A 12,723-nucleotide genomic window follows, 5' to 3' on the forward strand; every position below is an offset into this window, starting at 1 on the left:
CGCGGGCGGCCGCGTCACGGAGCCGCCCCGAGCACGTGAGTTGGGGCGTCCGCACCTGAGCGGACGCCCCAACTCCCTTCAGTGACCAAGCACATACGGGATCCGTAGCCGGGCTGTAGCGCACCGTCAGCTCTTGCGCCTACGCTTGTCCGCATGTCCCCCGATTCCCTTGCCTGTGGTTCCGTGCGGTCCGCTGCCGATGTGAACGACCAGATCCGCGCGCTGTGGCGGCGCGCGGGCGGTTCGCTGTCGGCTCAGGAGCGCGCGGAGTACGAGCTGTTGGTGGTGGAGTGGGCCGCGGCGATACGCGGAGAGGTCATCGAGGCCGCGTGAGCGTCCCGGAGCAGGGTGCGGCCGTATCGTACGGCGTCCCTGGGGGGCTGATCATCTTCCTGAACGGCACGTCCAGTTCGGGCAAGTCGAGCATCGCCGTCGAGCTGCTGCGGATCCTGGACGAGCCGTTCTTCCATCTGCCGGTCGACGCGTTCCACGCCATGCGGACACGGCGGGAGATGGACCCCGAGCGGCTGGCCAACGTGCTCCACCGCACCTGGCGGGGCTACCACCGCGCGATCGCGGGCATGGCAGCCGCGGGCAACAACGTCGTGGTGGACCACGTCCTCAGCGAGGGGTGGCGGCTGCGGGACTGCCTGGACCTTTTCGTACCGCAGGACGTCGTGTTCGTCGGCGTCCACTGCCCCCGCGCCGAACTCGAACGACGGGAGCGCGAGCGGGGCGACCGACCCCCGGGGCTCGCGGCACGGCAGCTGGCGCGGGTGCACACCCACGGGATCTACGACATCGAGTGCGACACGTCCCTCGCGGCCCCGCAGGACTGCGCAAGGCGCATCAAGGACTTCCTGCCCCACCGCCCCACCCCGACCGCCTTCCAACGCCTGCGCGAGAAGCGGTAGGGCCGGTAGCGGCGGTGCGGGGCTGTGGGCCAACGGCCGTCGCCCAGCCCTCACCGCCCGCCGGCCACCCGCAGCACCGCACCCGTCGTGTACGACGCCTCCGGCGACATGAGCCACGCGATGGCCGACGCGATCTCGTCGGCCCGCCCCGGACGCCGCAGAGGAATGGACGCGGCGATCCGCTCGGGCCGCCCCGGATCCCCGTTCCTGGCGTGGATCTCGGTGTCGATGACGCCCGGCGCGACCGCGTTGACCCGGATGTTGTCGGGTCCGAGTTCCTTGGCCAGCCCCGTCGTGAGCGTGTCGACCGCGGCCTTGGTCGCCGCGTAGTGGACGTACTCACCAGGGCTGCCGAGCGTGGCCGCCGCCGAGGACACGTTCACGATGGCTCCACCGCCCCACGCGGCCATGCCGCGCGCCGCGCGGCGGGAGCAGAGCAGCACGCCCAGGAGGTTGACCTCCACCACCTGCCGCAGCACGGCCGGGTCGGTGTCGGCCAGCCTGCCGAACGGGCCCGTCACACCGGCGTTGTTGACCAGCCCGGTGACCGGGCCGAGCCGTTCCGCCGCCGTCTCGAAGAGCCGGTCGACGTCGGCCTCGACGGAGGTGTCCGCCTTGACGGTGACACACCGGGCGCCGTTCGCCCGGACCCCCGTCGCGATCCACTCGGCGGCGGCGCCGTCGCTCACGTATCCGACGACCACGTCATGGCCGTCCGCCGCGAGCCGCAGACAGGTCGCGGCGCCGATGCCCCGGCTTCCCCCCGTGACCACCGTGACCGGACGTGACATAACGACCTCCCTGTACCCCGGCGGCTGTACCCCCGGCGGCTCCGTTTCACCGCTTCTCCCGCTGCCCGATGATCGATCATCCTATGAACACCGGTCGGCCACCAGGGCAGAAGCCGTTCTGCTCGTTCCCCCACCCGGTCCACCGATCTGATGCGAAAGTGACGGCAACCTTTCCGCACCCGGCGGCCACTGATGAGGTGTGTGCTCCCCCCACAGGAGCCACACACGCACCATCCGTTCGCCCAAGCCAGGCAAGGACTCATCCGTGGCATCCCGTTCACACCGCTCACCGCGCCGCTCCTCCCGGTCCGGCCGACGCACCGCCCTCGTCTCCGCCGTCGCCGTGGCGGCCGTCGCACTCGTCGCGTCCCTCGTCATGGCGTTCGGCTCCGGCCGCGGTGCCGAGAGCGAGGAGGCCAGGAAGGTCACCACCACGGCCGCCGCCGACGCCCCGGCGCGCGAGCGGCCGACACCGACCGGGCGTACGTCCTCGCCGTCGCCGTCCCCGAGCCCGTCGGCCTCGACGAGCGCGTCCCCCAGCCCGTCGCCGACCCCGACCGCGAAGTCCCCGAAGCCGAAGGTCACGAGCGCCCGCCGGCCGGGGTCCGGTACGGCGACCCTGGCGGGACGCATCCGCCCCAGGACCACCTACCAGGGGATCGCCACCCTCTACGACGCCGGGAACGGCGACGGCGCATGCTCGTTCGGCCCGAGCCCCGACATGATGATCGCCGCGATGAACACCACCGACTACGAGACGTCCAGGGCGTGCGGGGCCTACGTCCTGGTCCGCTCGGGCAGTGCCTCCGTCACGGTCCGGATCACCAACGAGTGCCCGGCCCCCTGCAAGCCCGGCCAGCTCGACCTCTCCACCCAGGCCTTCGCCAAGCTCGCCGATCCGTCGCGCGGCCAGATACCGATCACCTGGAGCCTGGTGAGCCCCGGCTCGCCCGACACGCTCTCCATCCGGTACAAGACCGGCTCCAGCCGCTACTGGTGCGGCATCCAGGCCCTCGGCCACCGCAACCCGCTGGCCCGGCTGGAGGTGCGCACCGGCAGCGGCTGGACCGCGCTGGCCCGCACCGGTTACAACTACTTCCTCTCCGAGCACGGCGCCGGCTGCGGCGGCGCGATCAGGATCACCGACATCTACGGGGAACAGCTGACCATCGACGGGATCGCGCTGCGGCCCAACACCGTGCAGCCGACCCGGGTCCAGTTCGCCCGGCACTGAGCACCCCACGGCGGGCCCCGGACGGGGGCCGGGGCCCGCCGATCCGCCGTACAGAGCAAGCTCACGAGCGCACGGCCGTCGGTCCTGCCCATGCTGAGGGGGCCCGCCCCCCTCTACGCTCCCCGGGACCACCATGCCGCTCATCCCCCGCCCCCGTCCTCGCGCCCGTGCCCGTCTGGCGCTCGTCGCCCTGCTCGGCTCGTCCTGTCTCGGCGGCCTCCTCGCCGCTCCGGCGACGGGTGCCGCTCCCGGCGGCGGGGACGAGCGCGCCCTGCGCCACCAGCTCGAACAACTGGTCCACACGCCGGGAGGGCCACCCGGCGTCATCGTCGTCCTCCAGCGTGAGCAGGGAACCCAGGTGCTGCGGGCCGGTGTCGCCGACCTTGCGACCGACCGCCCGATCCAGCCCACCGACCACATGCGGATCGCCAGTACGGCCAAGGCGTTCAGCGGTGCCGTCGCCCTCCGTCTGGTGGAGCAGGGCGCCCTCGGCCTCGACGACACGATCGGCCGCCGACTCCCGCAACTCCCCCGCGCCTGGCGCAAGGTGACCCTCCGGCAGCTGCTGAACCACACCAGCGGGCTGCCCGACTACTCCGAGGACCCGGAGTTCCTGGAACTGCTCACCGCGGACCCGCGCCGCACCTTCGACCCGCGACGGCTGCTGGACTTCGTCGCCGGCGAACGGCTGCGCTTTCCCCCGGGCTCCCGGTACCAGTACTCCAACTCGGACAACATCGCCGTGGCCCTCATGGCGGAGTCGGCCACCCAGCGGACGTACGAGGATCTGCTGCACCGCCTCGTCACCCGGCCGCTCGGCCTGCGCGACACCAGCCTCCCGCTGGGCTACGAGCTTCCGGAGCCGTACATGCACGGGTACGACGTGCGCCCGCCCGGGCCGCCGGAGGACGTCAGCGAGCTGCTCAGCGCCTCCGGGGTGTGGGCGTCGGGCGGCATCGTCTCCACCCCGCGCGACCTCACGCGGTTCATCCGCGCCTACGCCGCCGGTGAACTGACGTCGCCGGCCGTACGCGAGGAGCAGCGCCGCTGGATCGAGGGCGCCTCCGAGCCGGCCGGCCCGGGCCGCAACTCGGCGGGCCTGGCCATCTTCCGCTACAGCACCCGCTGCGGGGTCGTGCTGGGGCACACCGGGAACTTCCCCGGCTACACGCAGCTGATGGCGGCGACGCCCGACGGGCGGAAGTCGATCACCTTCTCGATCACGACGCAGGTGAACAGGACCTCGGACCCCGCCCTGCTGGCGCGGCTGCGCGCGATCCAGGAGAACGCGGTGTGCGTCCTCCTCGGCCGCCGCCACCGCTGACACCGACGGCCCGCTCGACCTGTACGACTTGTACGACCCGTCCGGCCGGCCGGCTCAGCCGCGCAGATGGGCCGGCATGGTGTCGTCGAGCGGGTACGGCCGCTCCTCGGGCAGCAGCTTCGCCGCCTGTTCCAGTTCGCCCGCCCGGACGAGGCCGTGCACCTCCCGGGCGAGCGGGGTCACGTCCTCGATCCCGACGATCCACTCGTCGGCGTACCGGGCCGCCGCCTCGCCCGCCAGGCCCAGCTGCAACGAGCGGTACGGCAGCGGGTTCAGCCGCAGACCGCGCTCGGGGTCCCACTGCACCCGGGCGGGCGACCGGCGCAGCTCCCGCTGCCAGGCGGCCTGGCTCTCGTGCAACTCAGGGACGTAGTGCGACAGGCAGGAGTGGCGCAGCGCCCACTCGAAGCCCTCGCGGCGGATCTCGACGGCCAGCACCGTCTCCTGGCCTTCCTTCAGACCCCATCCGCAGCGGTACATCATCCAGAGGAACGAGGGCTTGATCCACGTCATCCGGTCCCGCTTCCACTCGGCCGGGAAGCGGCCGTCGCGGGCGGCCGGGCCGCCGATCCCGGGCCGGTAGGCCTGGTACACGGTGATCGTGTCCGCCGTGTGGCGGGCCCGGACCCGGAATCGGGGCTCGGTCGTGTCTTCTGTTCGTTCTCGCTCACTTTCCTTCACGGGAGCAAGATTCGATCACCACGGGCTCCGCGGGCCACCGAATATCGGCCGGTCGTATGTCGTCACCGCACGCCCCTTGGCGTGTCGCGCCCCCTGCCCCAAGACTGAACCGATGACGCAGCGTGTGGAGCTCGCGACCGTGATGGACCGGCTCGCCGTCGACGGCCTGATCACCGAGTACGCGGTGGCGGTGGACGACGGCGACTGGACGGCGTACCGGGGGCTGTTCGCCCCGGGCGGCCGCGCCGACTACCGCTCGGCGGGCGGTATCGAGGGCGACGCCGCGCAGGTCACCGGCTGGCTGGCCCGCAGCATGGAGCTGTTCCCCATGCGCCAGCACCTGATCGTCAACCGGCGGGTGCGGTTCGGGTACCTGGACCACGACACCGGTGACACCGCCGAGGTGCAGGCGGACTACATCAACCCCATGCGTTTCGCCGGTCACGACGGCGGATCCACCGCGCCCGACTTCGTCTGCGGCGGCCGCTACACGTTCGGCCTGGTCCGCACGGACGACGGCTGGCGGCTCAGCGAGGTCGTGGTCCGGGAGAAATGGCGCCGCACCCCCGAGGGCCTCCCCACCGACCACCACCCCCACCCGGCCTGACCCCACGCCACCGCCACCCCCGCCTGATCCCAGCGCCGCCGCCCTCGCTTGCCCGGCTGCCCGTCTGCCCCGGCGTACCGTCCCGTCACGCCCGTCCCTCCCCACGCCCTCTGTCGGAGATCGTCTCGGGGGCGCACACTGGAAGATACCCATCACCGGGGAGGGAGGCGCTGGATGACGACGCCCGAAGGGACGGCCTCCCCATGGCGGCGTGGTCTCGGCGCCGCGGCGGCCGGGGCGCTGCCCATGGTCGCGTTTCCCGGACCGGCCCTGTGGTGGTTCGCGTACGTGGCCCTGGTGCCCTGGCTGCTGCTGGTCCGCACGGCCCCGACCGCGCGGCGGGCCGCGTACGACGGCTGGTTGGGCGGCCTCGGGTACATGCTGGCGCTGCACCACTGGCTGCTGCCGAACCTGCATGTCTTCACCTTCGTCATAGCAGCCCTGCTCGGGGCGCTCTGGGCGCCCTGGGGCTGGCTGGTGCACCGTCTGCTGGCCGGCGCGCCCCCGCCCCGGCGGGTCGCCGCCGCCCTGCTGGTCGTGCCGTCGGGCTGGCTGGCGATCGAGCTCGTCCGGTCCTGGCAGGGGCTCGGCGGGCCCTGGGGGCTGCTGGGGTCCAGCCAGTGGCAGGTGGAGGCCGCGCTGCGGCTGGCCTCGGTCGGCGGGGTCTGGCTGCTCAGCTTCCTGGTGGTCGCCGTGAACGTCGCGGTCGCCGTCCTCGTCGCGGTACGGCGGGCGCGGGTCCCCGCCGTCGCGGGCCTGGTCGCGACGGCCACCGTGACGTCCGCCGCGTGGGTGTGGTCACCGCGCCCCGACGCGGACGGCCGGGTACGGATCGCCGTCGTCCAGCCCGGGGTCACCGACGGCCCCGAGAACCGGTTCACGAGGGAGGAGACGCTGACCCGGCGTCTCGCGGATCAGGACCTCGATCTCATCGTGTGGGGCGAGAGCAGTGTCGGCTACGACCTGGTCGAGCGTCCCGACCTCGCCGACCGCATCGCCGCGCTGTCCCGCGCGACGGGCGCGGACATCCTGGTCAACGTGGACGCCGACCGTTCGGACCGCCCCGGCATCTACAAGAGCTCGGTACTCGTCGGCCCCGACGGCCCGACCGGCGACCGCTACGACAAGATGCGGCTGGTCCCCTTCGGCGAGTACGTCCCGGCGCGCTCCCTGCTCGGCTGGGCGACCTCCGTCGGCGAGGCGGCCGGTGAGGACCGCAGGCGCGGCACGGAGCAGGTGGTGATGGACGTCGGCAAGGGGCTGCGCGTCGGGCCGATGGTCTGCTTCGAGAGCGCGTTCCCCGACATGAGCCGCCATCTCGTCGACGAGGGCGCCGTGGTGCTGCTCGCCCAGTCGGCCACCTCCACGTTCCAGCAGAGCTGGGCGCCGGAGCAGCACGCCTCACTGGCCGCGCTGCGGGCGGCGGAGACGGGCCGCCCGATGGTGCACGCGACCCTCACCGGTGTCTCCGCCGTCCACGGTCCGAGCGGCGAACGCGTCGGCTCCTGGCTCGGCACCGACGAGAGCACCTCCGCGGTGTACGACGTACCGACGGCGAGCGGTACGACACCGTACGTCCGCTTCGGCGACTGGCCGGTCCACGCGGCGCTGCTGATCCTGGTGGTGTGGGGCGCCTTCGAGGGCCTGCGGACACGGCCTAGGGCCGACCGGGACGGGAGCGCTCCTCCACCTCCCGGACGACCCGCTCGCACATCTCGTGGGTCGCGAGCGCGTCCCGTGCGCTGAGCACCTTGCCGGCCCGGACGGCGTCGAGGAAGGTGAGCACCGCCTGTTCGATGCCGCGCTGCCGGGCCACCGGCACCCAGTCCCCGCGCCGCCGCAGGGACGGCTGCCCCTTGTGGTCGATGACCTCGGCGAGGTTCACGACCTGGCGCTTGGTGTCCTGCCCGGAGACCTCCAGGATCTCCTCGGCGGAGCCGCTGAGGCGGTTCATGACGCCGAGCGCGGTGAAGCCGTCCCCGGCGAGCTGGAGGACGACGTGGTGCAGCAACCCGTTCTCGGTCCGGGCGCGCACGGTCATGTCCTCGACGGTCCCCGGGACCAGGAACCGCAGGGTGTCGACGACGTGGATGAAGTCGTCGAGGATCATCGTGCGGGGGTGCTCGGGCAGGCCGATGCGGTTCTTCTGCATCAGGATCAGCTCGCGGGGATGGTCGGCGCACTGGGTGTATCCGGGGGCGTAGCGCCGGTTGAAGCCGACGGCGAGACCCACGTTCCGCTCCTCGGCGAGCCGCACCAGGCGCTCGGACTCGGCGAGTTCGTAGGCGAGGGGCTTGTCGACGTACGTGGGGACGCCCGCCTCCAGCAGCCGGGTCACGATCTCGGGGTGGGCGCCGGTCGGCGCGTGCACGAAGGCGGCGTCGAGGTTCTGGGCGAGCAGCGCGTCGAGGTCGGCGTGGCGTTGTCCCTGCGGGAGACGCAGGCTGTCGGCGACGCCGGTGAGCGTGGCGGGCGTCCGCGTCTGCACGTGCAGTTCGACGCCCGGTTGGGTGCCGAGCACCGGCAGGTACGCCTTCCGCGCGATGTCGCCGAGCCCGATGCAGCCGACCTTCACAGGGGTCTCCCGTCCACGGTGTGCCGAGCCCCAGCATATGCGTGGCCGGGCGGGGCCCGGGTGGGTGAGGATACGTGCATGACATCGCAGCGCACCGAACCCTCCGTGACCGCCGGTGAACGGGACATGCTGGAGGGATGGCTCGACCATCACCGGGAGACCCTCGCGCTCAAGTGCGAGGGCCTGGACGACGCCCGGTTGCGACTCGCCTCCGTGCCGCCCTCCGAGCTGTCCCTCATGGGGCTCGTCCGGCACATGGCGGAGGTGGAGCGCATCTGGTTCCGCAAGGTGCTCGCCGGTGACGACCAGGGGCCGATCTACTTCAGCGACGAGGACCCGGACGGCGAGTTCCACCTCACCGAACGGGACACCTGGGAGGAGGCGTACCGCGTCTGGCGGGACGAGATCGCGGTCGCCCGCCGCAACGCCGCGCGCGCCGCCCTGGACGACATCGCCAGGTCGGCGCACGGACGCAAGGGCGAGGCGCCGAGCCTCCGGTGGATCTACACCCACATGATCGAGGAGTACGCCCGCCACAACGGTCACGCCGACCTCCTCCGCGAACGGATCGACGGGGCGACGGGTCACTGAGACGACGCCCGGGGGTCACCCGTGTGGGGCATCCTCCGCCTCTCCCCTCCCCAAAGCGGCGTGGACACAGCAGAGTTGCGCGGGTGCATCGACCGACCACCACCGCGACGCTCCTGGTCACCGTGGCCGTCTCGGCTCTCACCGGCTGCGTGACCACTCACCGCCCGCCCCCGCCCGGGACGCCGCCCACTCCGTCCCAGTCGTCGGAGCCCCGGCCCGACGGCACCACCGCGACCCAGATCGTGCAGGCCCCGGCGCGGGAGGCGCTGGAACTGATCGGCCCCCCGCGTCGCCCCACACCGAGCGCCTCACCGGCGCCGAGACTCGCCGCCACGTCGGCCCCCGCCGCCGCTGCCAGGCCCACGGCACCGGCTGCCCGCCGGGAACGGACCGCCCCGCGGCCCGCCCCGCCTCCGAGGTCCCAGCCCCGTGTCGAGATCCCCCCGATCCCGGGGACCATCCCGGCGCATCCCCCGGGGAACGGCGACGTGTGCGCCCTCGGCCACAAGTACGGCGGCTGGGGCAGGGACACGCCCCAGGCGGTCATCTGCAAGGATGTCTACGGCCGTTGAGAGACCGTCGGGGACGGCCACGCGCGGCGCCGGGCGGCCCTGACCTCGTCCGGCCAGGCGTGTCCAGGCCGGCGTATCCAGGTCGGCGTGAGCGGGCCGGCACCCCTCCCGGCGGCCGGACGGCGGAACCCCGGACGCGATGCCGAGCCGCAGACCCTACGGCCGCTGTCTGGGCGGCCCCGGTGTCTCTCCCCCGGTGGCCGGGCTCTCCTCGTCGAGGCGGGACTCCAGCCGGGCGAGGGCGGCCCTGATGCCGTCGCCGTAGCCGTCGTCCGCCAGTGCGCCCAGGGCGCCCCGGGCCAGGGCCAGATGGCTGCGGGCGGCCTCGGGGCGGCCGAGCTTCGCGTAGTCGGCGGCGAGGTTGAGGTGCAGCGAGGGGTAGAAGCCGCGCACCGCGAGTCCCTCGTGGTGTCGCGCCACCCGCTCGTCGGTCAGCTCGTCCGCCGCCGACAGGGCCCTGAGGTCCCACGCCAGCTCGTCGACCGGGTCGTCCTGGGTGTCCGCCATGTAGTGCGCCAGTGTGCAGCGGTGGAACGGATCGCCGTCCTCGCCGATCTCCTCCCACAGCTTCAGGAAGCGGTCCCGGGCCTCCTCGCGGTCCCCGCCGTGGTGCAGCATGACCGTCTGCCCGATGCGGGTCATCATGGCGTCCGGCGCCGCCTGCTCCTGTCGCTCCACCGCGTCCTCCACACTCGTCGCACCCGGCTCCGCCTGTCCCCGCCGACGCTAGCGGCAGGCACTGACAATCCCGGTCAGGCGGCTCCGTACGGCCGCGGGGTCGCCCCGGCGGCCGTACGGAGGGCGGGCGGGTGACCGCCGGACCACCGGCGGGGGTCAGCCGAGGTTCGGGATGGTCCAGTCGATCGGCTCGTGGCCCTGCCGGGCGATCGCGTCGTTGATCTGGGTGAACGGGCGGGAGCCGAAGAACTTCTTGGCCGACAGCGGCGAGGGGTGCGCGCCCTTCACCACGATGTGGCGCTCCTCGTCGATCAGCGGGAGCTTCTTCTGCGCGTAGTTGCCCCACAGCACGAAGACGGCCGGGTCCGGCCGGTCGGCGACGGCGCGGATCACGGCGTCGGTGAACCTCTCCCAGCCCTTGCCCTTGTGGGAGTTGGCCTCACCGGCGCGGACCGTGAGCACCGCGTTCAGCAGGAGGACGCCCTGCTCGGCCCACGGCATCAGATAGCCGTTGTCCGGGATGGGGGTGCCCAGCTCGGCCTGCATCTCCTTGTAGATGTTCCGCAGGGAGGGCGGGGTCTTCACACCGGGCCGCACGGAGAAGCACAGCCCGTGGCCCTGGCCCTCGCCGTGGTAGGGGTCCTGGCCGAGGACGAGCACCTTGACCCGCTCGTACGGCGTGGCGTCGAGGGCGGCGAAGACCTCCTCGCGCGGGGGGTAGACGGGACCCTTGGCTCGCTCCTCCTCGACGAACTCGGTGAGTTCCTTGAAGTAGGGCTGCTGCAGCTCGTCCCCCAGGACCCCGCGCCAGGACTCGGGCAGCATGGCGATGTCGGTCACGTCAACTTCCTCCGGTGTGCGCTCGCTTCACGACCGCGATGCGCGCGGCCATGGACGGCCGCGCCAGGCGCGGCCGCCGTCAGAGCACAGAACCTACAGGCGCCCACTGACAATCGGGGCCGGCCACCGGAGATACCGGCGGGACCGTCGGACGGTCCGGCCCGCGCCAGGTCCTACCAGCTGGTCTTCCGGGAGAGTTCCCACATCGTCATCATCGTCGCCGGGTCGATGAGCTTGTCCAGGCCGGCGATCTCCTCGTCCGCGGCCACGTACAGCTTGCCCTGCCACAGGGGGATCAGCCGGGCGTCGTCCAGGAGGATCTGCTGAGCCTCCTCGAACTCCTCGCCGACGGCACCGCGGTCGCTCTCCGCGCGGGACTCCGGCAGCAGCTCGTCGGTGATCTCCGGCGACTCGTACGGGGTGCCGAGGGCGTTCTGCTTGCCGACGAAGGGGGCGATGAAGTTGTCGGCGTCGTTGAAGTCGGGGTTCCAGCCACGGCCGAAGACCGGGTACTCGCCCTTCTGGTAGCCCTGGAAATAGGTCTTCCAGGGGCGGCTCTTCAGCGTGACCGTGAACAGGCCGGAATCGTCCAGCTGGCGCTTCAGCTCCTCGAAGGCGGGCTTGGTCTGGGAGCCGTAGCGGTCGCTGGTGTACCACAGGGTCAGCGGGACGGGCTCGGTGATGCCCGCGTCCCGCAGGAGCTTCCGGGCCTTGGCGGGGCTGGGGGTGCCGTAGTCGTCGAAGAAGCCCGTGGTGTGGCCGACCAGGCCCCTCGGGATCATGGAGTACAGCGGCTCGACGGTGTCCTTGTAGACGTTGTGCGCGAGCGCCGGCCGGTCGAGGACCTGGGCGACCGCCTTGCGGACGGCGGGGTTCTTGGCCCACTCGTACTTCGGGTTGAACACCAGGTAGCTGATCTCGGTCGTGGCGTTCTCGACGATCTGGAGGTTCTCCTCGTCGCGGTGGGCCTCGATGTCCACCACGTCCTTGGCCGCGAGACCGCGGTAGACCACGCTGATCTCTTTGTCCTTGAGGGCCTTGACCAGCCGGTCCGACTGCTGGAAGTACCGGATCGTGACCGCGGAGTTCTTGCGGTCGGCGATACCCTTGTAGCTGTCGTTGCCGACCAGCTCGGCGGTCTTGCCCTCCTCGTAGGACTCCAGGTTGTACGGCCCGGAGCCGGTGACCCCGCCGTCCTCACGGAGCTTGTCCGCGGGGTACTCCGCCGGGTCCACGATGGACATGGCGGGCGTGGTGAGCACGAGGGGGAAGGTCGCGTCGGGCTGGTTGAGGTGGAAGATCACCTCGCGGTCACCCTTGACCTGCACCCGGGACAGCGTGGTCAGCAGACCGGCGGGGCCGCCGTTGACGTTGATCTTCTTGATCCGGTCGAACGAGTACTTGACGGCCTTGGCGTCCAGCGTGTTCCCGTTGGAGAACTTCAGGCCCTCGCGGAGCGTGCAGGCGTAGGTCGTGCTGCCGCTGTCGGTGAACTCGCAGCTCTCGGCGGCGTCCGGCTCGGGGTCGGATCCGCCGGGGCTGTAGTTCAGCAGGGGCTGGAAGACGTTGCGCATCAGCTCCCAGGAGCTGTCCCAGGCGGCCGCGGGGTCCAGCGTGCTCGGCGCGCTGGTGGTGCCCACGATGATCGGGCCCTGCTCCTCCGAGGCATCCGAGGAGAACACACCACACCCGGCCACCATGGATATGGACGCGATCGCCGCGAGGGGCGGCAAGTATCGGTTCCGGTTGAACACGTGCATGCTCCTCGAAATGCCGTACCAAGAGTGGCCGAACGATACCGCAGGCTCTGCCGGCCGCCATCGTCCGGCTGGCAGAACCCTTGATCAGCTCCTGGTGACGGCTTCGTCGAGCCCCGGTGAAGGCTCGCGGCGGGCGCCGGGGACATTCGGCGAAGG

General features: G+C 72.0%; 14 protein-coding genes. 8 read left to right on the top strand and 6 right to left on the bottom strand.

Annotation, left to right across the window (positions count from 1 at the left end; genetic code table 11):
• Positions 1-153: 153 nt before the first annotated feature.
• Together ACZ4Z3_RS17985 and ACZ4Z3_RS17990 are read left to right on the top strand one after the other, a co-directional pair.
• Positions 154-333: a hypothetical protein gene (locus ACZ4Z3_RS17985; protein ID WP_079054655.1), complete on the top strand. Its 180-nt coding sequence runs from the start codon at positions 154-156 to the stop codon at positions 331-333.
• Complete coding sequence (locus ACZ4Z3_RS17990) at positions 330-914, top strand: chloramphenicol phosphotransferase CPT family protein (protein ID WP_468501881.1); 585 nt, start codon at positions 330-332, stop codon at positions 912-914. The genes ACZ4Z3_RS17985 and ACZ4Z3_RS17990 overlap by 4 nt, the downstream gene beginning before the upstream one ends.
• 50 nt (positions 915-964) lie before the next feature.
• On the opposite strand, the gene ACZ4Z3_RS17995 is transcribed toward ACZ4Z3_RS17990, so the two are convergent.
• Complete coding sequence (locus tag ACZ4Z3_RS17995) at positions 965-1,705, bottom strand: SDR family NAD(P)-dependent oxidoreductase (RefSeq protein ID WP_468501882.1); 741 nt, start codon at positions 1,703-1,705, stop codon at positions 965-967.
• A 265-nt stretch (positions 1,706-1,970) separates the two neighbouring features.
• Here ACZ4Z3_RS17995 and ACZ4Z3_RS18000 point away from each other — a divergent pair, with 265 nt between their 5' ends.
• The gene (locus ACZ4Z3_RS18000; protein ID WP_468501883.1) at positions 1,971-2,939 is read left to right on the top strand and encodes an expansin EXLX1 family cellulose-binding protein; all 969 of its coding nucleotides are present in this window, start codon (positions 1,971-1,973) and stop codon (positions 2,937-2,939) included.
• Positions 2,940-3,072: 133 nt separating this feature from the next.
• The gene (locus ACZ4Z3_RS18005) at positions 3,073-4,263 is read left to right on the top strand and encodes a serine hydrolase domain-containing protein (protein WP_468501884.1); all 1,191 of its coding nucleotides are present in this window, start codon (positions 3,073-3,075) and stop codon (positions 4,261-4,263) included.
• Between the two features lie 54 nt (positions 4,264-4,317).
• Here ACZ4Z3_RS18005 and ACZ4Z3_RS18010 read toward each other — a convergent pair whose 3' ends face one another.
• The gene (locus ACZ4Z3_RS18010) at positions 4,318-4,944 is read right to left on the bottom strand and encodes a DUF4291 domain-containing protein (RefSeq protein ID WP_468501885.1); all 627 of its coding nucleotides are present in this window, start codon (positions 4,942-4,944) and stop codon (positions 4,318-4,320) included.
• Positions 4,945-5,056: 112 nt separating this feature from the next.
• On the opposite strand from ACZ4Z3_RS18010, the gene ACZ4Z3_RS18015 reads away from it, so the two are divergent.
• Positions 5,057-5,551: a nuclear transport factor 2 family protein gene (locus tag ACZ4Z3_RS18015; protein WP_468501886.1), complete on the top strand. Its 495-nt coding sequence runs from the start codon at positions 5,057-5,059 to the stop codon at positions 5,549-5,551.
• A 174-nt stretch (positions 5,552-5,725) separates the two neighbouring features.
• Positions 5,726-7,297 (top strand): apolipoprotein N-acyltransferase, encoded by a 1,572-nt coding sequence (gene lnt, locus ACZ4Z3_RS18020; protein WP_468501887.1) that lies wholly within the window; start codon positions 5,726-5,728, stop codon positions 7,295-7,297.
• Here lnt and ACZ4Z3_RS18025 read toward each other — a convergent pair.
• Positions 7,209-8,126, bottom strand: coding sequence for a Gfo/Idh/MocA family protein (locus ACZ4Z3_RS18025; RefSeq protein ID WP_468501888.1), 918 nt, complete (start codon positions 8,124-8,126; stop codon positions 7,209-7,211). The genes lnt and ACZ4Z3_RS18025 overlap by 89 nt on opposite strands.
• 78 nt (positions 8,127-8,204) lie before the next feature.
• On the opposite strand from ACZ4Z3_RS18025, the gene ACZ4Z3_RS18030 reads away from it, so the two are divergent.
• Complete coding sequence (locus ACZ4Z3_RS18030) at positions 8,205-8,717, top strand: DinB family protein (protein WP_468501889.1); 513 nt, start codon at positions 8,205-8,207, stop codon at positions 8,715-8,717.
• Positions 8,718-8,800: 83 nt separating this feature from the next.
• Positions 8,801-9,289, top strand: a complete 489-nt coding sequence (locus ACZ4Z3_RS18035; protein WP_468501890.1) for a hypothetical protein — start codon at positions 8,801-8,803, stop codon at positions 9,287-9,289.
• 156 nt (positions 9,290-9,445) lie between these two features.
• Here ACZ4Z3_RS18035 and ACZ4Z3_RS18040 read toward each other — a convergent pair whose 3' ends face one another.
• The 3 genes from ACZ4Z3_RS18040 to ACZ4Z3_RS18050 all read right to left on the bottom strand — a co-directional run bounded on the left by ACZ4Z3_RS18040 (position 9,446) and on the right by ACZ4Z3_RS18050 (position 12,561).
• Positions 9,446-9,934, bottom strand: a complete 489-nt coding sequence (locus tag ACZ4Z3_RS18040; RefSeq protein WP_468501943.1) for a hypothetical protein — start codon at positions 9,932-9,934, stop codon at positions 9,446-9,448.
• A 189-nt stretch (positions 9,935-10,123) separates the two neighbouring features.
• Entirely contained in the window at positions 10,124-10,807 is a 684-nt protein-coding gene (locus ACZ4Z3_RS18045; RefSeq protein WP_468501891.1) for a uracil-DNA glycosylase, read from the bottom strand.
• Between the two features lie 173 nt (positions 10,808-10,980).
• Positions 10,981-12,561 carry an ABC transporter substrate-binding protein gene (locus tag ACZ4Z3_RS18050; RefSeq protein WP_468501892.1) on the bottom strand — a complete coding sequence of 527 codons (1,581 nt, stop codon included), beginning with the start codon at positions 12,559-12,561 and terminating at the stop codon, positions 10,981-10,983.
• Positions 12,562-12,723 lie beyond the last annotated feature (162 nt).

It is taken from the genome of Streptomyces sp. NPDC030296, from assembly GCF_055572815.1.

What these genes read in the sequence shown, in the direction of transcription:
- ACZ4Z3_RS17985 (WP_079054655.1), top strand. Translation starts at nt 154, where the DNA reads ATGTCCCCCGATTCCCTTGCCTGTGGTTCCGTGCGGTCCGCTGCCGAT.
- ACZ4Z3_RS17995 (WP_468501882.1), bottom strand. Translation starts at nt 1,705, where the DNA reads ATGTCACGTCCGGTCACGGTGGTCACGGGGGGAAGCCGGGGCATCGGC.
- ACZ4Z3_RS18005 (WP_468501884.1), top strand. Translation starts at nt 3,073, where the DNA reads ATGCCGCTCATCCCCCGCCCCCGTCCTCGCGCCCGTGCCCGTCTGGCG.
- ACZ4Z3_RS18015 (WP_468501886.1), top strand. Translation starts at nt 5,057, where the DNA reads ATGACGCAGCGTGTGGAGCTCGCGACCGTGATGGACCGGCTCGCCGTC.
- lnt (WP_468501887.1), top strand. Translation starts at nt 5,726, where the DNA reads ATGACGACGCCCGAAGGGACGGCCTCCCCATGGCGGCGTGGTCTCGGC.
- ACZ4Z3_RS18030 (WP_468501889.1), top strand. Translation starts at nt 8,205, where the DNA reads ATGACATCGCAGCGCACCGAACCCTCCGTGACCGCCGGTGAACGGGAC.
- ACZ4Z3_RS18040 (WP_468501943.1), bottom strand. Translation starts at nt 9,934, where the DNA reads ATGATGACCCGCATCGGGCAGACGGTCATGCTGCACCACGGCGGGGAC.